Source organism: Bradyrhizobium aeschynomenes (assembly GCF_013178945.1).
GTDB classification, from domain to species: Bacteria; Pseudomonadota; Alphaproteobacteria; order Rhizobiales; family Xanthobacteraceae; genus Bradyrhizobium; species Bradyrhizobium aeschynomenes.
In genome coordinates this window covers 126,719-151,153 of sequence record NZ_JABFDM010000008.1, presented here as the reverse complement: position 1 = coordinate 151,153, position 24,435 = coordinate 126,719, and the positions used below count along the sequence as shown (strand labels likewise).

The window sequence follows — 24,435 nt, the reverse complement described above, 5'->3', positions numbered from 1 at the left end:
GCCATCCGCCGGTCTGGAACGGGACTTGTGCGTTGCGGTTGCCCGTTCCCGTCCCCTTTCCGCGGCCCGGCTGCGGCCGGAGCACGCACGATGACGCCACCAAGCCAGGTCCTGCACACCGACGGCCTGCCGCTGCCGCAGCGGACCTGGGCGATCGTGACCATCGCTCTCGGCATCGTGCTCGCGGTCGTCGACGGCGCGATTGCCAATGTGGCGTTGCCGACGATTGCCCGCGACCTCAATGCCAGCCCCGCCTTCTCGATCTGGATCGTCAATGGCTATCAGCTCGCGGTCACGATCTCGCTGCTGCCGCTCGCATCGCTGGGCGAGATCATCGGCTATCGCCGGGTCTATCTCGCTGGCCTCGTGCTGTTCACGGCTGCCTCGTTGTTCTGCGCGCTCGCCGACAGCCTGCTCCTGCTGACGCTCGCGCGCATCCTGCAGGGCTTTGGCGCCGCCGGCATCCTCAGCGTCAACTCGGCGCTGGTGCGCTTCACCTACCCACAGGCGCTGCTCGGCCGCGGCATCGGCATCAACGCGATGGTGGTCGCCGTCTCGGCTGCGGTCGGACCGACCATCGCCGCCGGCATCCTCGCGGTCGGCAGCTGGCCCTGGCTGTTCGCGATCAACGTGCCGCTCGGCATCGTCACCTTCGTCTTCGGCTTCCGCTTCCTGCCGCACACGCCGCGCGCGTCGCACATGTTCGACTGGCAGAGCGCGGCACTCAGCGCGGTGACCTTCGGCTTTCTCATCGCGGCCGTCGACAGCCTCGGTCACGGCGAAGCGCTGGTCACCTGCGCCATCGAGTTCGTCGTCGCCGTCACGGCCGGCGTGTGGCTGGTGTACCGCCAGACCCACATGGCCTCGCCGCTGCTGCCGCTCGATCTGCTCCGCATCCCGGTGTTTGCGCTGTCGATCGCGACCTCGATCTCGTCGTTCTGCGGCCAGATGCTCGCCTTCGTCGCCATTCCGTTCTATCTCGAGAGCCATTTCGGCTATTCGCCGGTGCAGATGGGCCTCCTGATCACGCCCTGGCCGATCGCGGTCGGCCTGACCGCCCCTATCGCGGGCCGGCTGGTGGAGCGGGTGCCGGCCGGTCTGCTCGGCGGCATCGGCCTCGTCATCTTTGCGCTCGGGCTCGGCGCGCTCGGCCTGCTGCCGCGCGAGCCGTCGTCATGGGACGTCGTCTGGCGGATGGCGCTGGCCGGCTGCGGCTTCGGCCTGTTTCAGACCCCGAACAACCGCACCATGATCGCGGCCGCCCCGCGTGAGCGCGCCGGCGGCGCCAGCGGGATGCTCGGCACCGCGCGCCTGCTGGGTCAAACGACGGGCGCCGCGCTGGTCGCGATGTTTCTCGCCCTCGATCCGGCCGATGGCACGCGGTTGTCGCTCCTGACCGGGGTCGGCTTCGCCCTGGTCGGCGCATTCCTGAGCATGCTGCGCCTCTCGCCGGCCGGCTCGCGCGGCGCCGAGCATGTGCGGGTCCAGGACGGTCAGCGGTTGAAGGGCGAATAGGTCATGACCGATTGGACGATGCTCGCTTTGCTCGCACTCGCCGCGTTCGGCTCGGGCATCGTCAATGCGCTGGCCGGCGGCGGCGCCTTTCTGACCTTCCCGACCCTGCTCGCGGCGGGGATTCCCGCGATTGACGCCAACGCTTCCAGCACCGTGGCGCTCTGCCCCGGTCAGTTCGTCAGCGCCTTCGCCTCGCGCGAGATCCTGAACGATCCCAAAGCCGCATGGCGCAGCGACCTCGTCCGGCTGTCGATCATCAGCCTGATCGGCGGCACGCTTGGCGCGGTGCTGCTGCTGGTGACGCCATCGGATGCGTTCAGCCGGCTGGTGCCGTGGCTGCTTCTGTTCGCAACCGCCGTGTTCGCGTTCGGCATGCGCTTCACCCCGAAGGATGGCGCGCGCTGGCTTGGGCCCGTGACCATCCAGGCCGTCCAGTTCGTGATCGCGATCTATGGCGGCTATTTCGGCGGCGGCATCGGCATCCTGATGCTGGCCGCTCTGGTGTTCTACGGGATGCGCGACATCCGCGCCATGAACGGCCTGAAGATCTGGCTGGCGGCGCTGATGAACATCATGGCCTCGGCGATCTTCGCATTCTCGGGCCGCGTGCATTGGCTGGAGACGCTGACGATGATGTGCACGGGCATGCTTGGCGGCTTCGTCGGCGCACGGCTCGGCCAGATCATCCCGCCGGTTTACGTGCGCCGCTTCATCATCGCGGTCGGCTGCGGCCTGACGGTCTACTTTTTCGTCAAGCCGGCCTGAGGGCACGAGCCCCTTATCACCCCTGATGCTCAGCGCCGGGGTGATCCTGGATCAGATGCATTCCGCAGTTCGTCACCTCAGCCTCGCAAAGATGGAGGAGCATTGCGGGCTGTGTCATAGGGTGGTACACTGCCTCAAACGGGGCGGCACGATGATCGTGAGCTTTCGGGATGACTGGCTGCATCGGTTCTCGTCGACGACGTCAGGTCCAACAAAATCCCGGCGGATCTGGAAGACAGGCTGTTCCGGAAGCTCCAGTTGATCGACGATGCCGCCACCGACGGCGATTTGCGGTCCCCGCCGAGCAATCATTTCGAGAAGCTGCGCGGCCATCTCGACGGCTTTCATTGCATCCGCGTCAACAAGCGCTGGCGGCTGGTGTTTCGCCGGCACGGCGGCCGCGGCGAGGCGACCGATCTCTATCTTGATGACCACAGCTACGAGTGAGCCCCATCCATGCTGATGACCAAACGCAAGCCGGCGACGGTGGCCGAGATCCTTGTCGAGGAGTTCATGCAGCCGCTCGGGCTGACGCAGACCGCGCTGGCGGCAGCGATGGGTGCGCAGCGCAAGCACGTCAACGAGCTCTGCAACGGCAAGCGCAACGTCACCGCCGCCACCGCCCTCATCCTCGCCCGCGTGTTCGGCAACAGCGCGGAGTTTTGGCTCAACGTCCAGCGCCGCACAGACCTTTGGAACGCGCTGCATTCGCCACGTGACCGCAAGCGGATCGACCGCGCGAAGCCGCTCAATTCGGCAGCGTGAGCCCCGGTCCACCCCTCCAGATCGAGGATCGGAAAAACAAAGCCGACACGACGTGGCGGGGGCGCGGCCCAAGGGAGAGAGCGTCTCGACCAAGCTTTCCCGACCAAATAGACGAGTGCTGAAGAGAAGAGGCCCAACAAAAAGGCCGGCGAAACGCCGGCCTTTTCATTCAATGGTATCGTCAGGGCATCACGCCTTCACCAGCGGTCCCTTCGGAGCGGGCCCCTTCGGGCCGCCGCCGCCGGACTTCGGCTTGCGCTTGCGCGCGGCCGGCACCTCCGACTTCGGCGTGACCGGCCCCTCGACGAACTCGAAGCCGATCTTCTCGTCCACGCCGGACTCGTCCTTGACGAGGACGACACGGACGTGGCCGCCACCCTTCAGCTGGCCGAACAGCACCTCGTCGGCCAGCGGCTTCTTGATGTGCTCCTGGATCACGCGGCCCATCGGACGCGCGCCCATCTGCTCGTCATAGCCGTGCTGGATCAGCCAGCTCTTGGCCGGCTCGGACAGCTCGATCGTGACGTCGCGATCGGCCAGCTGGGCTTCGAGCTGCAGCACGAACTTCTCGACGACCATTCCGATCACCTCGACGTTGAGGTGCGCGAACGAGACGATGGAGTCGAGACGGTTGCGGAACTCCGGCGCGAACTGCCGGTTGATCGCCTCGTGGTCGTCGCCTTCCCGCTTCGAGCGGTGGAAGCCGAACGCCTGCTTGGCCATGTCGGCGGCGCCCGCATTCGTGGTCATGATCAGGATCACGTTGCGGAAGTTGACCTGCTTGCCGTTGTGGTCGGTGAGCCGGCCATGGTCCATGATCTGCAACAGCACGTTGTACAGATCCGGATGCGCCTTCTCGATCTCGTCCAGCAGCACCACGCAATGCGGATGCTGGTCGACGCCATCGGTCAGCAGACCTCCCTGGTCGAAGCCGACATAGCCGGGAGGCGCGCCGATCAGGCGCGACACGGTGTGCCGCTCCATGTACTCGGACATGTCGAAGCGCAGCAGCTCGACGCCCAAGGTCGCAGCGAGCTGCTTGGCGACCTCGGTCTTGCCCACACCGGTCGGACCCGAGAACAGATAGCAGCCGATCGGCTTCTCCGGCTCGCGCAGGCCGGCCCGCGCCAGCTTGATCGAGGCCGACAGCGATTCGATCGCCTTGTCCTGCCCGAACACGACACGCTTGAGCGTCTGCTCGAGATGCTTGAGCACCTCGGCATCGTCCTTCGACACGCTCTTCGGCGGGATCCGAGCCATGGTGGCGATCGTGGTCTCGATCTCCTTGATGCCGATCGTCTTCTTGCGCTTGTTCTCGGCGAGCAGCATCTGCGCCGCGCCCGACTCGTCGATCACGTCGATCGCCTTGTCCGGCAGCTTGCGGTCGTGGATGTAGCGCGACGACAGCTGCACCGCGGCCTCGATGGCCTCGTTGGTGTACTTCAGGCGGTGATAGTCCTCGAAATACGGCTTCAGGCCCTTGAGGATCGCGATTGCATCCTCGACCGAGGGCTCATTGACGTCGATCTTCTGGAACCTGCGCACCAGCGCGCGGTCCTTCTCGAAGTGCTGGCGATACTCCTTGTAGGTCGTCGAGCCCATGCAGCGGATCGAGCCCGAAGCCAGCGCCGGCTTGAGCAGGTTCGATGCATCCATCGCCCCGCCCGACGTCGCGCCCGCACCGATCACGGTGTGGATCTCGTCGATGAACAGGATCGCGTTCGGATGCGCCTCGAGCTCCTTGAGGACCTGCTTCAGCCGCTCCTCGAAGTCACCGCGATAGCGCGTGCCGGCCAGCAGCGTTCCCATGTCCAGCGAGAACACGGTGGCCGCCGACAGCACCTCTGGAACCTCGCTGTCGACGATGCGCTTGGCAAGGCCTTCGGCGATCGCGGTCTTGCCGACGCCGGCTTCACCGACGAACAGCGGGTTGTTCTTCTGGCGTCGGCAGAGCACCTGGATGGCGCGGTTGATCTCGGAGTTGCGGCCGATCACCGGATCGATCTTGCCGTCGCGAGCCTTCTTGTTGAGATTGACGCAATAGGTTTCCAGCGCCTCGCCCTTTTTCTTGGAGTCCTCACTGCCCTTGGTCTCCGTCTCCTCGTCGACGCCGCGAACCGGGCGCGCTTCGGAAACACCAGGGCGCTTGGCGATGCCGTGGCTGATGTAGTTCACGGCGTCGTAGCGCGTCATGTCCTGCTCTTGCAGGAAGTAGGCGGCGTGGCTCTCGCGCTCGGCGAAGATCGCGATCAGCACGTTGGCGCCGGTCACCTCTTCGCGGCCCGACGACTGAACGTGAATCACCGCGCGTTGGATCACGCGCTGGAAACCCGCGGTCGGCTTGGCGTCGTCGCTGCCGTCCGTGACCAGATTTTCGAACTCGGTTTCGAGATAATTGACGAGACTGCCGCGCAGCTTGTCGAGGTCGACGCTGCACGCGCGCATCACGGCCGCTGCATCGCTGTCATCGATCAAGGACAAGAGGAGATGTTCCAATGTCGCGTATTGATGATGACGCTCGTTGGCAATCGCCAGCGCACGATGCAGGGATTGTTCAAGGCTTTGAGAAAAAGTCGGCATGCGCGTCCTCTGTGGCCCCCTGCCATCATGATCGCCGCCGCCCGGTCAGGCAACAACAACCTTTGTCAAATATAGTTATAACCGAGTGCGACAAAAGACCGGTCGGGCGGCTCGATTACGCGTTCACTCGATCGTCAATGCAAAACCCGTTCCGATTGTGACGCATCCGATTGTGACGCGTCCGACTGCGACAGCCGCGGCGAGCGATCTCCGGGGCAAGGGTCCGGCTTGGACCGAGACGCCACACCGGCCGTAATTCCCCGGACCAGCCCATCTCGCGGCGCTTAACACAGGGACCTGCGACGGCCCGTTGAGCGCTCGCGCCAGGCAGATCCTGCTGCGCAGACCCGCCCTATTTCTTCTCCATCACACACTGCAACGGGTGCTGGTGCTTGCGAGCGAAATCCATCACCTGGGTCACCTTGGTCTCGGCGATCTCGTAAGTGAAAACGCCGCACTCCCCGATGCCATGATGGTGCACATGGAGCATGATCTTGGTCGCGGCCTCGACGTCCTTGTTGAAGAACTTCTCCAGGACGTGAACGACGAATTCCATCGGCGTGTAATCGTCGTTCAAAATCAGAACGCGATAGAGATTGGGGCGTTTGGTCTTCGGCTTCACCTTGGTGATCACGGACGTGACCGGACCACCGGTGCCACCGGACTTGTTGTCGTTATTGCTCATCCTAGGTGCGGATCGGTTCAATCTGGAATTTGGCTGCGACATCTTGCACGCGTTAGATAATGTTGCGAGGACACCAATAAAGGGTTTCCCGCACTGTCCCCTCCGGGCCGCTTCCGCCACCCGGTCCTGCGTTCCAGATCGCCTGTCCCTGCCGACCGGCCCGATCGGACCGACTCCAGGAATATGGGTCAGCGGCCGGTTTGCCGCAAGCGCGTCCCCATGACGGAACGACGCTCCGGCAGGACCGATTCCCTGCCCCGGCGATGAGTCCAAAGGTTAATCAAACCGGTGGCATTTTACAAAGCCGATTCACCGGGCGTTGACAGGGAACCCGCGCGCCGTGCGAACGAGGCGCCATGCTGCGGGATTTGCAGCGTTTTTCGAGGATTCGATTCACCCACCCTTGACGATCCGGGCGCCAGATGGCCGCAGACATCATCATTGGTGAGCGATATGACCGCTGCGACCCTCGTCCGCTTCTGCCGCCATACCGTGCGACGCTTCGCCCGCGACAACCGGGGCAACATTGCGGTGACCTTTGCCATCGCGCTCTTGCCGATCCTGGCCTTCGTCGGGGCCGGCGTCGACTACAGCCGCGCCAATGCCGCAAAATCGTCGATGCAGGCCGCGCTGGATTCGACCGCGCTGATGCTCTCGCGCGATCTGGCCCAGGGAACGATCACCTCGGCCGACATCGGAGCGAAGGCATCGGCCTATTTCAAGGCGCTCTACACCAGCGCGGACGCCAAGAGCGTCGCGGTGACCGCCAACTATACCGCTTCGAGCAGCTCCTCGGCGTCCAACATCCAGCTCACCGCCTCCGGCCAGATCGTCACCCAATTCATGAAGCTCGCAGGCTTCCCGACGATGGACTTCAGCACCAAGGCGACCACGACCTGGGGTGACGTGAAGATGCGGGTCGCGCTCGCGCTGGACAATACCGGCTCGATGGCCTCCAGCAACAAGATGACGGCGCTGCAGAACGCGGTCGCCGGCAGCGGCGGCCTGATCGATCAGCTCAGCGCGCTCGCCAAGACCCCGGGCGACGTCTACATCTCCGTCATTCCGTTCGCCAAGGTCGTCAACGTCGGCGCCAGCAACTACACCCAGAACTGGATCGACTGGACCGATTGGCAGAATCCGCCCACGATCCAGCCCAATAACGGCTCCTATCAGGCCGCAATCCCGAACGGGAGCTACACCCAGGCGCAGTGGGACATGGTGGGACCGGGATCGTCCTGTCCGTTCAGGTCCAGCAACGGCTTCCCCTACTTCTCCTGCGTCAGCGAGCCGACAACGGGAAGCTCCAGTGCCTCGCGAATCCCATCGAGCGGGACCTACAACGGGTACATCTGCCCCGGCTACGATTCCGCCTCGCACAGCTACTATAACGGCTGCTGGACCAGCGTGCAGACCAGCACCCGGGTGAACTGGTGCACCGGCAGCAACTGCAGCTGTCAGACCAGCGGCAGCAACATTCCGAACAGCACCTGTAGCTGCACCGGCAGCAATTCCAGCACCGTCTGCAAGGTCAACACCTTCACGCATACCTGGATCGCCAACGCCAAGAGCACCTGGACCGGCTGCGTCGTCGACCGCACCCAGCCGAATGACGCGAACGCCGTCTCGCCCGCGACATCCGATGTCACGACGCTGTTTCCGGCCAACCAGCACATGGAGAACAGCACCCAGTACTGCAGCAGCAGCGCCTCAACGAAGCTCGCCCAGATCGTGCCGCTCAGCTACAATTGGAGCTCGCTGAAGAGCGCCGTCAACGCCATGGAGCCGACCGGCGGCACCAACCAGGCGATCGGCATGGCCTGGGCGGTGCAATCGCTGATCCCGAACGGCGTGCTGGGGGCGCCTGCCGAGGACGCCAACACCACCTACAACCGCGTCATCATCCTGCTGTCGGACGGCCTGAACACCGAGGACCGCTGGCCTGAATACGGCAACGGCTCCAGCCAGGCCTCGGGCAATCCGATCGACGCGCGCCAGGCCCTGCTCTGCTCGAACCTCAAGAACAGCAAGGACGCCAAGGGCAATTCGATGTACACGATCTACACGATCCAGGTGAACACGAGCTCGCCCGCCGATCCGACCTCGACCGTGCTGCAGAACTGCGCCAGCAGCCCTGACAAGTTCTACATGCTGACCAGCTCGAGCCAGATCGTGACCACCTTCAACTCCATCGGAACCGCGCTGTCGAAGCTGCGTGTCGCCAAATAGCAGCTGTCGCTGCCGGGAACACCGATCGCATCAAGCAACAAAAAAGCCCGGCGCGAGCCGGGCTTTCCGCTGTCACCTCGCGATGGCTGCGATCAATGCGCGGCCGGCGGAGTGAACTTGGCAGCGAAACCTTCGAGCGGCTTGAACGCCTGCTTGGCGAGGTCCGAATACAGGCCGGCGATCTTCTGGGAATCGGCGACGAAGGTCTCGTAGGCCGACTTGGCGTATTCGGTCTGAACCTCGAGCACCTTGTCGAGCGACTTCACGCCCGAGAGCTTCTCGACGAACGACTTGGTGTCTTCGAACGACTTCTTGGTGTAGTCGCCATAGGCCGTGGCGATCGCATGCAGGCCGTTCTGGACCGTGGTCGCGGAGTTCACGACCGTCTCGAACTGCTCTTTGCCGTAGTTCTGAATGTCTTCAACCTTAAACATGTGGCATTCCTTTCCCTGACTTTTGCGCCGCAGGGAGGCCCCGGCTCCCTGACGCAGTCCCAATATAGTGCACCGCACAATAGAAATCAAGAATCTTGTGCAATGCACCATCATGGGCATTGCTTCGCGCCGAAGTCTGCTAGTGGCTCAGATCGCTTCACGTCGGGCCAATTCGACCGAAATCCCCGGGTTCGGCGCAAGGTTTCTTTAATCCTTTGGCAACTCGACCGTCCTAACCTCTCCTGTGGTCCCGGCCAGCGTCGGCCGAACCGTAAAGCTGTTCTAAAACAGCGTCTTAACAAAACCTCAGTTCGGGCCCTTCGATGCATGACCGCGTCGAGGCGCAAACTGGAGGTCCGACAGGCAAGATCACGGGAGCGTTTTGGCACAATTTCGCCTTACGGGCCGGTGATCACGTCAGAAATTGGACGGGGATTTCATGCTTCGCAAAAACTTGGCTTCCTCGCGCCTGCTGCGGGTTGGCGTCTACGGGCTGCTCACCTTCACGGTGGCGGCAGTGGTCACGGTCGACAGCGCGGAAGCGCGCCGGCGCCATCGGCACCATCATGCGCGCCACTCCCCCCATAATGACGAGGGCAGCTACAGCCCGGCATTCGCCTCGATCGTCGTCGACGGCAATTCCGGCGCGACGCTGACCGCGACCAATCCGGACGCGCTGCGGCACCCCGCCTCGCTCACCAAGATCATGACGCTCTATCTGCTGTTCGAGCGCCTCGAGGCCGGCAAGATGAAGCTCGATACCGAGATGCCGGTGTCGGAGCACGCCTCCGAGCAGTCGCCGACCAAGCTCGGCCTGCGCCCCGGCCAGAGCATCCGCGTCGAGGATGCGATCAAGGGCCTGGTGACGCGCTCGGCCAACGACGCCGCCGTGGTCATCGCGGAAGCGATCGGCGGCGACGAGGATGAGTTCGCCAAGATGATGACGCGCAAGGCGCGCTCACTCGGCATGAGCCGCACCACCTATGTCAACGCCTCCGGTCTTCCGGCCGACGCCCAGATCACGACGGCACGCGACCAGTCGATCCTCGGCCGCGCGATCCAGGACCGCTTCCCGCGCTACTATCGCTATTTCTCGACGGTGGTGTTCAATTATCGCGGCCAGTCGATCCGCAACCACAATCACCTGCTCGGCAGCGTCGAGGGCATCGACGGCATCAAGACCGGCTATACCCGCGCCTCCGGCTTCAACATCGTGACCTCGCTCCGTCGCGGCAACCGCCATCTGGTCGGCGTCGTGCTCGGCGGCCGCAGCGGCGGCTCGCGCGACGCGATCATGCGCAACCTGCTGGCCGAGAATCTCGACAAGGGCGCGACCCGCCGCACCGTGGCGGCGATCGGCGAGCGCGGCGGATCGGATGCCGGCGACAGCGCCGACCAGGGCACCGTCCAGCTCGCCTCGGCTGCGCCGGAGACGCCGGCGCCGAGCCGCACCGCCAAGCTGATGTCGACCCTCTCCGAAGCCACCGCGGCGCTGCCGCCATCGGCGCCGAAGGAGGCCAGAGTCGAGCCTGCACCGATGACCTCCGGCGTGATCCAGAACCAGCCGATGTCGCTCGTTCCCGGCTCGACCGAGCCGATGAAGCCAGTCAAGGTCAGGACGGTTCAGGTCAAGGCTGGCGCCGTCAAGCTCGCCACCGCCGCGCCGCAACCGGTTGCCCCTGCTCCCGCGCCGTTCGCGCAGCGCGTCGAGGCCATCGAACCGGCGCCGCCGATCGTCCGCGCCGAGGCCCCGCGTCCCGAGCTGCCGCCGCAGCCTGCGGGTCACGGCACCGGCAACGGCATTCTCGGCGTGCTGCCGGCCTCCAGCCTGCCGCCCGCCTCGTCGCAGGCCATGGCCTATGCTGCGCCGCCCGCCCCGCCGTCGCAGCCGCCGACGCAGTTGGCGTCCGCCAGCCCTGCGGCAGAGGTTCCGGTGCGCTCCGCCGTGGCACGTAGCGGCTGGATCATCCAGGTCGGCGCGCTCGACAGCGAGGCCGAGGCGCAGAAGCGGATCGAGGCCGCGCGCAGCTCGGCGCAGGGCCTGCTGAGCAAGGCGGATCCTTTCACCGAGACGATCTCCAAAGGTGACAAGACGCTGATCCGCGCCCGCTTCGCCGGTCTCGATCGCGATCAGGCCGAAGCGGTGTGCAAGAAGCTGAAGCGCGCCGACATCTCCTGCATGACCGTGCACAACTAACGCACATCACCATAGCAGCCGATGAGGCCCGCGCGACACACGCGCGGGCCTTTTCTTTTGCGGACAGCCCCGGCAGTGCGTCGGCCCAACCGGTGAAAACCACTCGTCAAGGAATTGCCGCTAGAACTTTTTCACCATGACGAATGATCGCGCCTGACGAAGTCGAGAGCAGCAGGCGTCGTTTCACTGCGGTGGAAGCGGGTTCGGTGTTGTGGCGTTGGTGGCGTTGCCGGAGTTAGCCGTGATGCGTACGAAGCAGAGTATCCTTGGCCTCGTTCACCCGGGCGGCGAGATACGTCGACCCCCCTTGGTCGGGATGCAGTTTCTTCATGAGCGCACGGTGGGCACGCCCGATCTCGTCACGCCCCGCGCCCGGCTGCAGGCCAAGGATCTGATAGGCCTCCTCCGCCGTCATTTTGGAGCTCGACGCCGCGCGGCGCTGCCCCCCTGCCGCATCGCGCTGCGCGTGCTGACGCCAGGCGGGAAACCGGCGGTCCAGATAAGTTTCAAGTAGCGAGACGCTGTCGGCGTCGAGGCTTGGCAGCATCGCTGCGAGCTGCGGCAGATCGAACTCGTCCAACGCACGGCCGGCATGAGCGCCGGCGACGAAGCGCCCCTGCAGCTGGCCGCTGTCATGGTCGAGCATCATCTCGATCGCGGGCGAGCGCACCCGCGAGCTCTGACCGGAGGAGCGCGCTCCGCCCAGCCCGAACATGCTGCCGACATTGCCGAGACCACCCGGCGACCAGCCCAGCAGCCCTGCCCCGAACAACCCGATCGGAATCGCCACCACCAGCTCGCCGCGAAGGCCGGTGAAGGCCGCCACCGCGAGACAAGCGATGCCCCCGGCGAACTTGATCGCACGCGCCAGGGCCGCCGGATTGGCGTTCCGGAGCATCTGCAGCAACAGATAGAGGGTGATGACGGCGACGGCGCCCGCGATCAGTGTCATCGGCGGAATATAGGGCGTGTCGCGGCAAAAAGCATGACCGGCCCGACGTGACGCCGGTGGCTTCAACAGGCGTGTCGAGCCAGCCGACCGCGCTCGTTCGATACCCTGCTCATTTCATCTGCCCGATCAGGCGTGCCGCCCCGCCCTCCGACGCCGCCAGGCGGAGCAGCGCGTCACGGCCGCCCGCGGCGTAGGCCGCGGCCGCGCGCAGCAGATCCCGCAATTGAGCGGCGGCGCCCGGATCGAAGCGGCACCACGCCCCGCCGGACAGCTGGGCGATCTCGCGAAACGCCTGTTCGGCAACGGGGTCGTTGCCTTCCTGGAACATGAAGAGCGGGACCTTCAACAGCCCGAGCTCGCCGGCCCGTGCACAAAGCTCGTCGACGTTTTCCTCCATGGCATCGCCCACGAAGACGACGGCGCGGATCCGCGCCGATGTGGCGTGGCGGCGGGCCTCGGCGAGAACCTTGCCGATCTGGGTCTTGCCGCCCCGGCAGTCGATCTTGCCCATCAGGCGGGCGAGCTCGGTGCTGTCTGAGATCCAGCCCGTGGCACGGCACTCGTTGAAGCCCCGGTAGTAGACCAGCCGCACATCGAGGCTGCCCAGCGCCGCGGCCTCGCGGAACATGTCGGCTTGGAGCGCACAGGCCATGTCCCAGGTGGGCTGCCGGCTCAGGGTCGCATCGAGGGCAAAGACCAGGCGGCCCCGGCTTTCGGACGCGGCCACGGCGCGGCCTGCGCAACGAAATCTGCGATCGCGTCGGTGCTGGACCGCTCGGTTTCAGGCAACCGATGGCCGTCGGTCCCATCGTCCGACGGAGTGATCGAGCCAGAACTGGGTTTGAAAGGTCCCCGGACCATGTGCACGCACCTGCTTGGATGCGCATGGATGTGGGCAGGCGCCCCGGCAGCTTCAATGAGCGACGCAGCCACTCGGGCCAAGTCTCGGGTCGCGTCGCAGAGGCGCGCGCCGCATCCCGAGCATGTCCTCGGATCAGCTGATCGCGCCTCGTCCCCGTACGATCAGTTCGTCAGCGCCTTGGTTGGGGCCGCGGCCTTGCCGACCGGCGCATAAGGCGGAACCGGGCCGGGATCGAGCAAGGGGGTCTTGGTCTTCACCGGCGCGATGGCGCTGGAACTGTCGCTGTCGGCCAGGAACTTGTCGAGCATGGCCTGGATCGACGACTTGGCATCGTCGGGCCCGGTATCACGCATGTCATTGTGCTGGAAGTCGGTGTTGACGACCGTGATGCCTTCCTTCTCGCAGATGTCGTCGCTCGGGATCACACCAGGATCCGTCTTGAACTGCGGATCCTTGGAGCGGAACGACAGGATCTTGAACTTGCCGTCGGTCACGAAGGGAACGCGCAGATTGTCGAGCGTGACGACCTTCTTGACGTCGTCGGGATACTGCTTGGCGAAATACATCGAGATGTCGCCACCCATCGAATGGCCGACCATGGTCAGGTGGTCGTAGTCCGCATTCGGCTGCAGCTGGCGCATCTGCTCGACGGCGAACCTGATATTGGCGACGCCGCGTTGGATCTGCGGCAGGCGGCCGACATAGGGCTCACCGACCTTGGTCACCATCGGCGGATCGGTCGGCAGGTCATGCTGGATGCTCACCGCCATGTAGCCGCGGGCGGCAAACACGTTGGCCACGAACGAGTACTCGGTGAACTTGACGGTATTGCCGTGATTGAGGATCGCTACCGGAAGCTTGATCATGCCGGCCTCGGCCTGCATCTCCTTGTCACGACGGATGGCCACGGCGACCTCGACGAGGCGATTGCCGCGGGAGGCGTCATAGAACCTGACGGTTTCGTGCCGGATCGCCCACTTGCTGGCAGTGAAGTAGCCGACGGCCGCCAGCACGCTGACGGACAACAGGACGGTTATTCCACGCTTCATGTTCGTTCCTCGGGAGCTACAATCAAAGGTAGTTTAAGACCTGTAAGACTCTCGTGACCCGTGGTGTCTAATATATGTAACGGGGCTGTGACAGGAAGGCTAAATGTTGTGTATCCATCGCCCGTTCGTTGTGCGGCGCACCTAGTTGCTGTGCAGCATACCGTCACGTCGCGCTTCCCATGTGACGTGAACCCTCAACGTCGGGTTCAAATCAGTCATGAATTTGACGGTAATCTAGCGAAAACTGTGGCTTCGGCGTTGACCTGAGACAAATCCGCCGGCCCGGCCGACGCCCTGCACCGCGACCGCCTGATCCCGTTGCACTGACGATTAGCCGAAGCGTCGGCGCTCATTCAAGGCGCACGATGTCTCAGGCCGCCGCAACCGCCGGCTCAGCTCACTGTTCAGGATGACGACAACGGGATGACGGCCATCGGACGGGCGCTGAGGTCGCGGCGGTTTGCGCCCCCCGCGCGGTCGACGGGTTCAGGCGCTGATGATGTCGTGCAGGTCGAGCGGCTTGTCGACCTGGGCAAACCATTCGGCCCGGTTGGCGGCGCGGCGGCGGCCGCGTTCGTCGAGCGGCAGCTTGAGCTGGCGCAGCAGGCTCGTGACCTCCTCCCGCGCCGTGACATGGCCGAGATTGGGGCGCGTGCCGAGCGTCGCTTCGTCGATGTCGTCCAGCGCGGTCAGCCCGCGCGGGAAGAACTCGCGATACACGACCCGCTCGGCAAAGCCGTCGATGGCGCGGAAGCCGAGCCGCAGCGACAGATCCTTCAGGCCCTCGGCCACCAATTGCTTGTTGCGCGAGCCGAGCATCGACAGCCGGTTGCGGACCACGATCCAGTCGGTCATGGCACCGTCGATCTGGCGGCGCTTGCGCCGGACGTCGCGCACCATCTCGGCGTAGTGACTCTCTCCGGTCACCGCATAGGTCGCGGCGTCGACCGTTCCGAGCACGTCGAAATCGAGGAAGCTGTCGTTGATCGGGGTAACCAGCGTGTCGGCCATCGAATGCGCGAGACGCATCAGGTAGCTGTCGTTGCCGGGCGTATCGATGACGATGAAATCGAACGACCGTTCGACCGCACTCACCGCCTCCATGAACTGCTGGAACTCGGTGTTCTCGTTCTCGTCGATCTGCAAGGTCTGGCCGAGCTGGATGCAATAGTGCGTCGGCAGCTCGAGGCGCAGGCCGGTGCGACGGGCCCAGGCGCTGCGATTGTTGATGTAGTGGGTGAAGCTCTGCTGACGACAGTCGAGATCGATGGTGGCGACGCGCTGGCCAGCCTTGAGAAGTGCAACGGCGATGTGCAGGGCGGTGGTGGACTTGCCAGACCCGCCCTTCTCGTTTCCAAGCACAACCACGTGGGCCGAGCCCGATTGTCCTTGGCTAGTCTGCACCAGCATGTTTTCGACCCCTTACGATCATCTTCGAGTCACGGTCGTCTGCGGTCAAGTGAAATGCATCATCATCGTGAATCCCACGGGGGACGCATCCTCCGCTACTACTTGACGCGCGCGTTTACCAACGCCGCATTTGCTGCGGAGACGTGCTAACAGGCGTATTCAAGTAAGCTGAGCGGCTTGTCGCGTTCTTGTGAAAGGCAGTCGCCCGAGCGTCAAGGCCGAACAGAAAATCCGCGTTTTTTCGCTGTGAGATCGAGCAAAAATGTCACGACCCCCGCACGTCGCCCGCACCATTCCGGCCCTCCGACGCGAGCTCGACGGCTTGCGTGCGCGAAAAGCCAGCATCGCGCTCGTGCCGACGATGGGGGCGCTGCATGAAGGCCACATCTCGCTCGTTCGGCTGGCGAAGCGTCGCGCCGACAAGGTCGTCGTCTCGATCTTCGTCAACCCGACTCAATTCGCGCCGACAGAGGATTTCGGCTCGTACCCGCGTACCTGGAAAGAGGATGTTGCAAAGCTGGCGGCGGAGCGCGTCGATCTGATCTGGCACCCCGACGCGAAGGCGATGTACCCGGACGGCTTCGTGACGCGGATTGTGCCCGAGGGCGCGGCGCTGGCCGGACTGGAGGATCGCTTCCGGCCGCATTTCTTCGGCGGCGTGGCGACCGTGGTCGCCAAGCTGTTCACGCAATGCCGGCCCGACGTCGCGATCTTCGGCGAGAAGGACTATCAGCAGCTCCGCGTCGTCGCACAGATGGCGCGCGACCTCGATCTGGGCGTGCGCGTCGTCGGCTCCCGTACGGTGCGCGAACGCGACGGTCTCGCGATGTCCTCGCGCAATGTCTATCTCAGTGCAGAGCAGCGCCGTGTTGCACCGACGCTACACCGGGTGCTGAAGGAGATCGCGACGCGGCTGCGCGCGGGCGAGGACATGCGGCAGGCCGTTCGTGATGGCGCTGCCGCGATCACCGAAGCCGGCTTTGCCTTGGACTATCTCGAGGTCCGCCACGCGGAGACACTGGCGCCGATCGGCCCGAAGGAGTCGGGGCCGAAGCGAATTCTGGTCGCCGCCAAGATCGGAACCACGCGACTGATCGACAACATCGCGGCCTGAGGTCCGTGCGAGGCCGCACCCGTCGCAATGACTGCGCCCCCAGCAACTGGCACCGCGCAGGGGATGGTCTGTGTTCCAAGAGGGACCCGCGGCCCGCGATGCGCCCACGCGCCGCACGGTGAACTTGAGCCGCTACAGCAGCCCCAGATCCCGCAGCTCACGCCGCAGCGGCTCGGGCATGGCCTCGACGCCGGCGGCGCTGGCCTTGCCGAGATCGGCGGGAGCATCCTCCGCGGTGAGATAGCGCCAGCCCTGGAACGGGCGCATCGGTCGCGGCGACACGGCAATCACCTTCGGCTGCATGATGATGCGGCAGCGTCCGATGCCGTCGCCGTCGCGAAACGGCTCGATGCCGACGATCTTCTCGCGCGCAGCGACCTCGCCGCGAATCACCCAGTACAGCGAGCCGCCGCCGAGAATGTCCTCGACCCGTTTCGGCGTCATCCGCGTGACGTGCACGTGCTGCTGCGGCAGGCCCTTCTTCTTGGCCGCGAGCATGCGCTCGGCGATCCATTCCTTGAGCTCTTTGACCGACTCGCAGCCGACGGCCAGCTTGATCAGATGCAGGGGCATGATGGCGGTTCGATCAGCGGGCTCTATTCGTCCTTGGCAGCCGGCTCGGCCGCCTCAGGCGCGGCCTGCGGCGCTGCCGCCGGCGGCTTTGGCCTCGGGGCCGCCGCCTTCTTGGCCGCGGGGGGCGCCTGCGCATGGCTCGCCGCGACGCTGGCCGGCGCAGCCGGTGCCGGCGCGAGCTGCGTCGGCGGCTTTGGCGCCGCCGCAGGCGCGGCCGACCGCGTCGAGGCCGTCGGCTCAGGGTTCATGATGCTGACCGGCGGGGTATTCGCCGAGCTGGGAAACTCCGCAGTCGTAGGCTTGCCGGACGGCGCCGCGGGCGCCAGGCCGGCGAAAGTGCCGGCGGCCGGCTGCTGACCCGCAGCGGCTGGCGGCGCGTTCCACTGCGAGGCATAGCGCGTCACCAGCCCCTCATAGGTCCGGCCTTCCATGTTGTTGACGAGCTGCTGGCGGTCCGCCACGGCACGGAACATCACGCAGTCGGTCGGCGTGCAGCGGTCGCGCGTCAGCAGCACATAAGCCATCAGGCCATAGCGATCGCGCTCCACGGCACGGCGGAGCGCCAGCAATTCGGCGGTCATGACCTTGTTGGCGCTGGCGACATCCCCTGCCTGCGTCAGCCGGCTCAGCATGCCCGCCGCATAGCTGACGGCGGCCGCCGTCATCTCGGCCGACCCGAACAGGCCCCGCTCACAATTCGACAGCACCAGATCGCCGGCGAGATCATCGACGCAGGCGAGCGCGGGCGGTGAGACGCCGACCGAAGCCGTCGTTGCAGGATCACCATTGCCGCCTCGCGGCGAGGGATCCTGGCTGCGCATCATCGAAGCGACCGCGATGCCGACGGCAAGCAGGGTGATCACCGTCAGCGCGCCGTTGGCGACCGACTTCTCGGCCCGCAGCAGCGTGATCAGCACGATCAAAGCAAAGAAGCCCGCCGCCGCAACGGTGAGCCACATCGGGAACGCCGGCGAGTTCAGGAGTTGGTCGAACGACGAGGGCCAGGTCGAATTCAAGGTCGAATTCATGCGCGCTGATTCCTGACGCGGGCCAACCAAATCGGCCCCAATGGCATCCCGACATGGGACACAAGTGAAACGATCACCAAATTCAAACGGTCACCCGATCCATGACGCCCCAACCCGAGGACCATACGACGATTCCATGCCCCGTGCGGGCACAGGATGGTGCGGAGCTACCCGCTATCCCCAGTGGGATCGCGCAGCCTTCGTAACACCTTGGAGTAACACCTTGGGTCAAAATCTTCGAAACCGGGCTTCGAGCCCCGTGGAAGCTGCCGTTCCTCCTCCCTATCGACCGCGGCTGCGTCCGCCGACGCGCCGAGCCTGTCGAAAATCGTGCCGTCCTCAAGACAAGGCCAATTGGCTTTCTCTTGCAACCCGTTCAAAGGCTTCCGTCGAGCTCTTGATCCGGTACTGGCAATCGTCCCCATCCGTCGGAAGTTGACGGATGATTTCATAGGTACCGCTGGCCGCCGGACGCGAGACGTTGCTCGCGGTAAAATAGACCGTCGACCCGATGGGGAACTTGTGTTTCAACGCCCTCTCCTGCTCGCATGCCGGCAAGAGCCCCTGGTCCCGCTGCCCGGGCCGGCGTGTCTTTAATAATATCTCTCCTATAGCATGCCGCCGCCCGCCGTGGCCAGCGGCCTCATGACATGGCAAACACTGATATTGCGAGCTTCTTCAACGAGATGGCGCCGCGACCGGTATTCCTGGACTAACAGGCCCGACAAGCTCTGGACGGCCTATCGGACGTCAGACGTTCTCCACCCGGTCGATGGTCCAGGTTTCCGCAAGCCCGTCCTTCACCCAGGCTGCAAAGGCCGGCATCGCCATCATCGTCGCCATGTACGCCCGGGTGTCCGCCGCGACCGGAACCGCGAAGGTGTGGAAGCGTGTCACGACCGGAGCGTACATCGCGTCCGCTCCGCTGAAGCGGCCGAACAGGAACGGACCGCCGGCGCCGTAGCGCGCCCGGCAGTCGCGCCAGATGTCCTCGATCCGGGCGATGTTGGCCCGGGCGTCGGCGGACAGCTCCACCGGCCTGATCTCGCGATGCAGGTTCATCGGACACTCGTTGCGCAGGGCCTGGAAGCCGGAATGCATCTCGGCCGAAACCGACCGCGCATGCGCGCGCCCCGCCGCGTCAGCGGGCCAGAGCCCGGCCTCCGGACAGCGCTCCGCGAGATATTCGATGATCGCGAGCGAGTCCCACACCGTCACGGCGCCATCGATCAGGATCGGCACCTTGCCGGCAGGCGAGTGGCTGAGGATCCGCGCCTTGTCGGCGGGATCGTCGGTGTAGAGCGGGATCACGAGCTCCTCAAACGCGATGTCGCAGCCGCGCAGCGCCAGCCACGGCCGCATCGACCATGAGGAATAGTTCTTGTTGCCGATCACCAGCTTCAGCGTCATGTCGCACCGTCTCCGCATCTCGAGCGTGGACCGCCCGTGCATCCCCTGCATCGGGGACTCGCGCGATCGAGCATCGCATACAGGATGAACGGCCATCGCGTCGACAGCCAAGCGCGCCCCATGTGACGCCCGCTCTTTCCCGACGCGCATGCGCCCGAGGCGATCAGCGGGCGAAGTCCCGCGGCGTGAACGACATCTCGATGATCTTCCACTCGTTGTAGCGATCGGGCGGAAGCATCGCGTAAGGCTGGCAGGCGTTCAACGCCTGGACCGCGCTCTCCTTGAGCTGAATGGCCTTCGAGGCTGCGACGACCTCGATCACCTCCGGCTCGGTCGCAAGCCGTCCATCCGGTGTCATGCCGAAGCGAAGCCTGATCAGCACGTTGTCGGACAGCGACAGCGAGACCGGCAGACGCGCGCAGCTCCTGACCTTCTCGCGCAGCGCTGTCTCGAGATTGGGAGCAAGGTTCGTCGTCGCGACCGACCCCGCCTCCTTGCCATCCTCCGAGGCCCCGGCTCGCGGCAGCGGTGAGAGCGGCTCGGGCAGACCGAGCATGACGCCGTATTTCACGGTGAGGTCCGGCTCTGGGGGCACATAGCTCGGCGCTGGAACCGGCGCTGGTGGCGGGGTCTGCTTGGCGGCGGATTTGACCTCCGATCTGGCGGCCAACTTCGCCGCTTTGGGCGATGCAGCCGGCACTGGCTGTTTCGCCGCCGGTGCGGCCGGCGCCTGCGGAGTCGGAGTTTCCTTGGCCTCTTGCGGAGGACTGGGCGGAGGTGGCGCGGCGGCCGCCGGCGAGGCGCTCGGGGCCGGCTGCGGCAGGACCAGCTCCGGCGTCGGCGACGGTGATGGCGTGACCACCGGCTCCGGCGTCTTCTGCGGCTCGTCAGCGTCGACGATGTTGACCGCGATCTCGTCGGACTTCGGCAGCTCGTAAGGGCGCACCGAGGTCGAGACCACGGCGCCTCCGAAGATCAGGAGATGCACGAGCACGGATGCGGCGATGCCCCAACGTATGAACTGCCAACGTTCCATGCTGCTTCATTTGCGCCCGCTCGCGACCTGGCGCATGCGGCACGCGCTGTCGCGGGGGTCATCGCCAGGGTTGAGCGCGGGCCGCCTGCCCGCTCCTGCCACTCTAGCATGCCGGCCCGGGCGCCGCTCAATCCCATTTCGGCGCGAAGGCGAAGTTGGTCATCCGCCCTTCCGGACTGCCCATGGCGAAGATGTCGGCCATCTCCTGATCGGACAGCTCGAAATCGAACACCTCGAGGTTCTCGGACAGCCGTTCGATTTTCGAGGTGCGCGGGATCGCCACGACGTTCTGCTGCACCAGCCAGCGCAGGCAGATCTGCGCCGGGCTCTTGCCATGGGCGCGGCCGATCCGGGTCAGGGTCGCATCGTTCCTGATCTTGCCCTTGGCGATCGGGCTATAGGCGACCAGCGCAAGGCCGTGCCGGGCGCAGGCCTCGCGAACCTTGGTCTGGTCGAGATAGGGATGATACTCGACCTGGTTGCACACCAGCGGCTCCGGCGACAGCGCCACGGCTTCGTCGAGCAGCGCGACCGTGAAATTCGACACGCCGATATGGCGGGCCAGCCCGAGCGTCTTGGCATGCGCCAGCGCTCCCAGCGTCTCGGCCATCGGCACGTGCGAGTTCGGCCAATGCAGCAGCAATAGATCGACCTCGGAGACACGCAGGCGGACCAGGCTCTCCTTGGTCGAGCGCTCCAGGTCATGCGGTGCAAAGTGCGTCGTCCACACCTTGGTGGTCAGGAACAACTCGTTGCGCCGGACGCGGGAGGCCCGCAGGCCTTCGCCCACCTCCTGCTCGTTTTCATAGACCTGGGCGGTGTCGATGTGCCGGTAGCCGAGGGTGAGCGCCTGCTCGACGATCCGCGCGCAGGTCCGTCCGCGCAGCTCCCAGGTTCCCAGACCCAGGGCAGGAATCCTGGCACCATTGGCCTCGATCGTCAGCATGGCCGTGCACTCCAGACCGCGTGTAACATTATGTAGGCACACGCGAGGCCTTGCCAACGCACGACCGGTTTTTGGCTTAAGTCTTAGCTAAGGCCGCAAATACCGTGTCGGGCGCGTGCGCGATCACGGTGAGCAGCGCGCGCGCCGGGCCGCGCGGCATGCGCTTGCCCTGCTCCCAGTTGCGGATGGTTTCGACGGGCACACCGAGCTTGGCGGCAAATTCCTGCTGCGTCAGCTGCACCCGCCGCCGGAGGTCGCGCACCTCGAGCGGCGCTGCCGGCGCAGCTTCCGACGGCGCGAGCGGAAACTCTCCGCCATCGCGCAGCTCCACGATCCGTCCATCTGCCTTCAGCCGCAAGCGTTGCATCGTCCGACTCCGTCTCGGGCAAGAGTGTCGCCGAGCTGCGTTAAGGCCGGATTAACGATATAAGTCGTTCAGGCGCTGTGGTTATTTCAAGCCGAACCAGAGCGTTGCGATGCCCAGAAAAGAAAAGAAACCGACCACGTCGGTGACCGTGGTGACGAAGGTTCCGGAGGCCACCGCGGGGTCGGCGCGGACACGCTCGAGCACCATCGGGATCAGGATGCCACCGAGCGCGCCGGCCACGAGATTGGAGATCATCGCGAGCCCGATCACGATGCCGAGCCCGGGCGTCTTGAACCAGGCGAACGCGGCGAGGCCGGTGACCAGCGCGAAAGCGAGACCATTCACCAGTCCGACCAGCACCTCGCGCATCACGACGCGCATCGCATTGTTCGGCCCGAGCTCGCGCGTCGCCAGCGCGCGCACCGCGACCGTCATGGTCTGGGTCGCGGCATTGCCGCCCTGGCTCGCCACGATCGGCGCGAGCACGGCAAGCGCGACCATCTGCTGCAGCTGGCCTTCGAACAGGCCGAGCACCGAGGACGCGAGGAACGCCGTGGCGAGATTGATCAGCAGCCAGTTGAAGCGGCCCTTGGCGATGGTCCAGACGCTGTCCGAAAGCTCCTCGTCGCCCGACACGCCGCCGAGGGCCTTGAAGTCCTCGTCCGCCTCCTCCTCGATCACGTCGACGACGTCGTCGATCGTGATGACGCCGACCAGCCGGTTGTCGGCATCGAGCACGGGGGCCGCCACGAGATTGTACTTGCCGAACAGCCGTGCCACCTCGGCGAGATCGTCGGTGACAGTGACGCGGCGACGGTCCTCGTCGATCAGCTCGGCCAGCGGCACCGGGCGGCGGGCGCGCAGCAGCTTGTCGAGCGAGACCGCGCCCTGCCAGTGCCGCGCCTCATCGACCGCATAGATCTCGTAGAACCGCTCGGGCAGATCCGGCGTCTCGCGCATGTAGTCGATGGCCTGGCCGACGGTCCATGCCGGCGGAACCGCGATGAACTCGCTCTGCATGCGCCGGCCGGCCGAGCCCTCGGGATAGTCGAGGCTGCGCGCCAGCACGTCGCGCTCGGACGGCGGCAGGCGCTCGAGGATCTCCTCCTTGTCCTCCTCGTCGAGGCTCTCCAGCAGCTCGACGGCGTCGTCGGATTCGAGCTCGCGGACGCCTTCGGCGACGGTGGCCGGCTCCAGCTCCTCGAGGATCTCCTCGCGGACGGCGTCGTCGACCTCGTTCAGCGCCGAGAAGTCGAAATCGGTGCCGGTCAGCTCCACCAGCCTGACACGGTCGTCGGGGGCAAGCGCGGCGATCAGGTCGCCGAGATCCGCCTCGTGCAGCTCGGCGACCTCGGCGCGCAGGAACGCCTCGTCCTCGGCGGCGATGGCCGCGGTCATGGCGGCGATGAATTCGGCGCGAATCTCGCCGGATTCGGTGCGCATCGCCGCGCGATCGGCTAGAGTTGCATCGGCAGGGGCAACGTCCAATGTCTCGTTCATGACGTGCCTCACCAAGCCATCTTCAGACAACTGGTCTGATTTGTGCTTTGACGCATTACATAATCGGTCACCGCGAGCGCAACGGGAAAAGATGTCTCAGGCGCGATGGACATCACGATGGGTAAACGCAGCCGGCGCGGTGGCCGCGCTGCTCGTGGTGCACGGCGCCGCCGCGGCGCCGGCCGACTGTCCGCGCGAGCACACGCTCGGCACGTCGCGCATCCTCAGCGTCGACCCGAAGCAACATCCGCGCATCGGCCTGAAGAGCTTCCCCGACACGCTGCCGCTGCACGACGGCGAGGTGGTGCTGACCTTCGATGACGGGCCCTCACCGCCGATGACCAACAAGGTGCTCGCGGCGCTCGCCAAGGAATGCGTACGCGCGACGTTCTTCCTGGTCGGCAAGCCGGCCTCGGGCCGCGCGGCGCTGGTGCAGAAGATCGCGGCAGAAGGCCACACGATCGGCCATCACACCTACACGCATGCGCATCTCGCGCATATCGCGCCGGAGCAGGCCATCGAGGAGATCGACCGCGGCATCGCCGCCGACGAGAAGGCGCTCAACGGCGTCGAGACGACCACGCCGTCGACGCCGTTCTTCCGCTTCCCCTATTTCGAATCGACGCCGGCCACGCTCGATCTGCTGGCGTCGCGCGGCATCGCCGTGTTCGGCGCCGATCTCTGGGCCAGCGATTGGAACCCGATGTCGCCGCAGCAGACGCTGAAGCTCCTGACCAGCCGCCTCAATCAGGCCCGCAAGGGCATCATCCTGCTGCACGACCCGCAGCCGCGCACCGTCGCGATGCTGCCGGCCTTCCTGCGCTACTTGAAGGATCATGGCTACCGCGTGGTGCACGTCGTGCCTTCCGAGGAGAAGCACAACGAGCAGCACAGCGAACGGCCGTCTCCCGCGCCGGAGACGGCCCATGAAGGTGGTTAATCGGGCGTTCAGGGCCGTCGTTTACGCTTGACCGTGGCGGCCGCGGCCATTCCAACCTCTTGCAATCCGGCAACAGCC

At 65.4% G+C, this 24,435-nt stretch carries 21 protein-coding genes and 2 pseudogenes; 8 read left to right on the top strand and 15 right to left on the bottom strand.

Going from position 1 to position 24,435, the window contains the following annotated elements:
* Positions 1–90: 90 nt before the first annotated feature.
* The 4 genes and pseudogenes from HL666_RS23080 to HL666_RS23065 all read left to right on the top strand — a co-directional run bounded on the left by HL666_RS23080 (position 91) and on the right by HL666_RS23065 (position 3,045).
* The gene (locus tag HL666_RS23080) at positions 91–1,515 is read left to right on the top strand and encodes an MFS transporter (RefSeq protein ID WP_172113962.1); all 1,425 of its coding nucleotides are present in this window, start codon (positions 91–93) and stop codon (positions 1,513–1,515) included.
* 3 nt (positions 1,516–1,518) lie between these two features.
* Positions 1,519–2,280 (top strand): sulfite exporter TauE/SafE family protein, encoded by a 762-nt coding sequence (locus HL666_RS23075; protein ID WP_172113961.1) that lies wholly within the window; start codon positions 1,519–1,521, stop codon positions 2,278–2,280.
* Positions 2,281–2,431: 151 nt separating this feature from the next.
* Positions 2,432–2,727: pseudogene (locus tag HL666_RS23070) on the top strand (type II toxin-antitoxin system RelE/ParE family toxin).
* Positions 2,728–2,736: 9 nt separating this feature from the next.
* Complete coding sequence (locus tag HL666_RS23065) at positions 2,737–3,045, top strand: HigA family addiction module antitoxin (protein WP_172183817.1); 309 nt, start codon at positions 2,737–2,739, stop codon at positions 3,043–3,045.
* A gap of 189 nt (positions 3,046–3,234) precedes the next feature.
* Here the strand turns inward: HL666_RS23065 and clpA are convergent, their stop codons facing one another.
* Together clpA and clpS are read right to left on the bottom strand one after the other, a co-directional pair.
* On the bottom strand, positions 3,235–5,625 hold the full coding sequence (gene clpA / locus HL666_RS23060; RefSeq protein ID WP_172113958.1) for an ATP-dependent Clp protease ATP-binding subunit ClpA: 2,391 nt from the start codon (positions 5,623–5,625) through the stop codon (positions 3,235–3,237).
* Between the two features lie 352 nt (positions 5,626–5,977).
* Entirely contained in the window at positions 5,978–6,310 is a 333-nt protein-coding gene (clpS, locus tag HL666_RS23055; RefSeq protein WP_008960690.1) for an ATP-dependent Clp protease adapter ClpS, read from the bottom strand.
* 453 nt (positions 6,311–6,763) lie between these two features.
* On the opposite strand from clpS, the gene HL666_RS23050 reads away from it, so the two are divergent.
* The gene (locus HL666_RS23050) at positions 6,764–8,539 is read left to right on the top strand and encodes a TadE/TadG family type IV pilus assembly protein (protein ID WP_172113957.1); all 1,776 of its coding nucleotides are present in this window, start codon (positions 6,764–6,766) and stop codon (positions 8,537–8,539) included.
* Between the two features lie 92 nt (positions 8,540–8,631).
* Here HL666_RS23050 and HL666_RS23045 read toward each other — a convergent pair whose 3' ends face one another.
* A complete protein-coding gene (locus HL666_RS23045; RefSeq protein ID WP_172113956.1) occupies positions 8,632–8,973 on the bottom strand; it encodes a phasin family protein in 342 nt (113 codons plus the stop codon).
* A gap of 439 nt (positions 8,974–9,412) precedes the next feature.
* Between HL666_RS23045 and HL666_RS23040 the strand changes: the two genes are divergently transcribed.
* The gene (locus HL666_RS23040) at positions 9,413–11,170 is read left to right on the top strand and encodes a serine hydrolase (protein WP_172183815.1); all 1,758 of its coding nucleotides are present in this window, start codon (positions 9,413–9,415) and stop codon (positions 11,168–11,170) included.
* A gap of 235 nt (positions 11,171–11,405) precedes the next feature.
* Here the strand turns inward: HL666_RS23040 and HL666_RS23035 are convergent, their stop codons facing one another.
* From HL666_RS23035 to HL666_RS23020, 4 genes and pseudogenes are all read right to left on the bottom strand, one after another.
* Positions 11,406–12,122: a DnaJ domain-containing protein gene (locus HL666_RS23035; protein ID WP_172132770.1), complete on the bottom strand. Its 717-nt coding sequence runs from the start codon at positions 12,120–12,122 to the stop codon at positions 11,406–11,408.
* A gap of 109 nt (positions 12,123–12,231) precedes the next feature.
* Positions 12,232–12,983 (bottom strand): annotated as a pseudogene (locus HL666_RS23030) (vWA domain-containing protein).
* 162 nt (positions 12,984–13,145) lie between these two features.
* On the bottom strand, positions 13,146–14,033 hold the full coding sequence (locus HL666_RS23025; protein ID WP_172183814.1) for an alpha/beta fold hydrolase: 888 nt from the start codon (positions 14,031–14,033) through the stop codon (positions 13,146–13,148).
* A 486-nt stretch (positions 14,034–14,519) separates the two neighbouring features.
* The gene (locus HL666_RS23020; RefSeq protein WP_172113951.1) at positions 14,520–15,443 is read right to left on the bottom strand and encodes a division plane positioning ATPase MipZ; all 924 of its coding nucleotides are present in this window, start codon (positions 15,441–15,443) and stop codon (positions 14,520–14,522) included.
* A gap of 262 nt (positions 15,444–15,705) precedes the next feature.
* Here HL666_RS23020 and panC point away from each other — a divergent pair, with 262 nt between their 5' ends.
* The gene (gene panC, locus HL666_RS23015) at positions 15,706–16,557 is read left to right on the top strand and encodes a pantoate--beta-alanine ligase (protein WP_172113950.1); all 852 of its coding nucleotides are present in this window, start codon (positions 15,706–15,708) and stop codon (positions 16,555–16,557) included.
* A 132-nt stretch (positions 16,558–16,689) separates the two neighbouring features.
* Here panC and HL666_RS23010 read toward each other — a convergent pair whose 3' ends face one another.
* From HL666_RS23010 to mgtE, 8 genes are all read right to left on the bottom strand, one after another.
* Complete coding sequence (locus HL666_RS23010) at positions 16,690–17,130, bottom strand: DUF1489 family protein (RefSeq protein WP_172183812.1); 441 nt, start codon at positions 17,128–17,130, stop codon at positions 16,690–16,692.
* Between the two features lie 23 nt (positions 17,131–17,153).
* Positions 17,154–18,089: a hypothetical protein gene (locus tag HL666_RS23005; protein ID WP_172114054.1), complete on the bottom strand. Its 936-nt coding sequence runs from the start codon at positions 18,087–18,089 to the stop codon at positions 17,154–17,156.
* Positions 18,090–18,497: 408 nt separating this feature from the next.
* Positions 18,498–18,689, bottom strand: coding sequence for a hypothetical protein (locus tag HL666_RS23000; protein WP_172113948.1), 192 nt, complete (start codon positions 18,687–18,689; stop codon positions 18,498–18,500).
* A gap of 219 nt (positions 18,690–18,908) precedes the next feature.
* Positions 18,909–19,568 (bottom strand): glutathione S-transferase family protein, encoded by a 660-nt coding sequence (locus HL666_RS22995; protein ID WP_172183811.1) that lies wholly within the window; start codon positions 19,566–19,568, stop codon positions 18,909–18,911.
* A gap of 163 nt (positions 19,569–19,731) precedes the next feature.
* The gene (gene tolA / locus HL666_RS22990) at positions 19,732–20,604 is read right to left on the bottom strand and encodes a cell envelope integrity protein TolA (protein ID WP_172183809.1); all 873 of its coding nucleotides are present in this window, start codon (positions 20,602–20,604) and stop codon (positions 19,732–19,734) included.
* A gap of 127 nt (positions 20,605–20,731) precedes the next feature.
* Entirely contained in the window at positions 20,732–21,550 is an 819-nt protein-coding gene (locus HL666_RS22985) for an aldo/keto reductase (RefSeq protein ID WP_172183807.1), read from the bottom strand.
* 76 nt (positions 21,551–21,626) lie between these two features.
* Positions 21,627–21,917: a helix-turn-helix domain-containing protein gene (locus tag HL666_RS22980; protein ID WP_172113943.1), complete on the bottom strand. Its 291-nt coding sequence runs from the start codon at positions 21,915–21,917 to the stop codon at positions 21,627–21,629.
* A gap of 81 nt (positions 21,918–21,998) precedes the next feature.
* Entirely contained in the window at positions 21,999–23,417 is a 1,419-nt protein-coding gene (mgtE, locus tag HL666_RS22975; RefSeq protein WP_172113941.1) for a magnesium transporter, read from the bottom strand.
* A 91-nt stretch (positions 23,418–23,508) separates the two neighbouring features.
* Here mgtE and HL666_RS22970 point away from each other — a divergent pair, with 91 nt between their 5' ends.
* Positions 23,509–24,357, top strand: a complete 849-nt coding sequence (locus tag HL666_RS22970; RefSeq protein ID WP_172183805.1) for a polysaccharide deacetylase family protein — start codon at positions 23,509–23,511, stop codon at positions 24,355–24,357.
* Positions 24,358–24,435: the final 78 nt, after the last annotated feature.

What these genes read in the sequence shown, in the direction of transcription:
- HL666_RS23080 (WP_172113962.1), top strand. Translation starts at nt 91, where the DNA reads ATGACGCCACCAAGCCAGGTCCTGCACACCGACGGCCTGCCGCTGCCG.
- HL666_RS23075 (WP_172113961.1), top strand. Translation starts at nt 1,519, where the DNA reads ATGACCGATTGGACGATGCTCGCTTTGCTCGCACTCGCCGCGTTCGGC.
- HL666_RS23065 (WP_172183817.1), top strand. Translation starts at nt 2,737, where the DNA reads ATGCTGATGACCAAACGCAAGCCGGCGACGGTGGCCGAGATCCTTGTC.
- clpA (WP_172113958.1), bottom strand. Translation starts at nt 5,625, where the DNA reads ATGCCGACTTTTTCTCAAAGCCTTGAACAATCCCTGCATCGTGCGCTG.
- clpS (WP_008960690.1), bottom strand. Translation starts at nt 6,310, where the DNA reads ATGAGCAATAACGACAACAAGTCCGGTGGCACCGGTGGTCCGGTCACG.
- HL666_RS23050 (WP_172113957.1), top strand. Translation starts at nt 6,764, where the DNA reads ATGACCGCTGCGACCCTCGTCCGCTTCTGCCGCCATACCGTGCGACGC.
- HL666_RS23045 (WP_172113956.1), bottom strand. Translation starts at nt 8,973, where the DNA reads ATGTTTAAGGTTGAAGACATTCAGAACTACGGCAAAGAGCAGTTCGAG.
- HL666_RS23040 (WP_172183815.1), top strand. Translation starts at nt 9,413, where the DNA reads ATGCTTCGCAAAAACTTGGCTTCCTCGCGCCTGCTGCGGGTTGGCGTC.
- HL666_RS23035 (WP_172132770.1), bottom strand. Translation starts at nt 12,122, where the DNA reads ATGACACTGATCGCGGGCGCCGTCGCCGTCATCACCCTCTATCTGTTG.
- HL666_RS23025 (WP_172183814.1), bottom strand. Translation starts at nt 14,033, where the DNA reads ATGAAGCGTGGAATAACCGTCCTGTTGTCCGTCAGCGTGCTGGCGGCC.
- HL666_RS23020 (WP_172113951.1), bottom strand. Translation starts at nt 15,443, where the DNA reads ATGCTGGTGCAGACTAGCCAAGGACAATCGGGCTCGGCCCACGTGGTT.
- panC (WP_172113950.1), top strand. Translation starts at nt 15,706, where the DNA reads ATGTCACGACCCCCGCACGTCGCCCGCACCATTCCGGCCCTCCGACGC.
- HL666_RS23010 (WP_172183812.1), bottom strand. Translation starts at nt 17,130, where the DNA reads ATGCCCCTGCATCTGATCAAGCTGGCCGTCGGCTGCGAGTCGGTCAAA.
- HL666_RS23005 (WP_172114054.1), bottom strand. Translation starts at nt 18,089, where the DNA reads ATGTGGCTCACCGTTGCGGCGGCGGGCTTCTTTGCTTTGATCGTGCTG.
- HL666_RS22995 (WP_172183811.1), bottom strand. Translation starts at nt 19,568, where the DNA reads ATGACGCTGAAGCTGGTGATCGGCAACAAGAACTATTCCTCATGGTCG.
- tolA (WP_172183809.1), bottom strand. Translation starts at nt 20,604, where the DNA reads ATGGAACGTTGGCAGTTCATACGTTGGGGCATCGCCGCATCCGTGCTC.
- HL666_RS22985 (WP_172183807.1), bottom strand. Translation starts at nt 21,550, where the DNA reads ATGCTGACGATCGAGGCCAATGGTGCCAGGATTCCTGCCCTGGGTCTG.
- HL666_RS22980 (WP_172113943.1), bottom strand. Translation starts at nt 21,917, where the DNA reads ATGCAACGCTTGCGGCTGAAGGCAGATGGACGGATCGTGGAGCTGCGC.
- mgtE (WP_172113941.1), bottom strand. Translation starts at nt 23,417, where the DNA reads ATGAACGAGACATTGGACGTTGCCCCTGCCGATGCAACTCTAGCCGAT.
- HL666_RS22970 (WP_172183805.1), top strand. Translation starts at nt 23,509, where the DNA reads ATGTCTCAGGCGCGATGGACATCACGATGGGTAAACGCAGCCGGCGCG.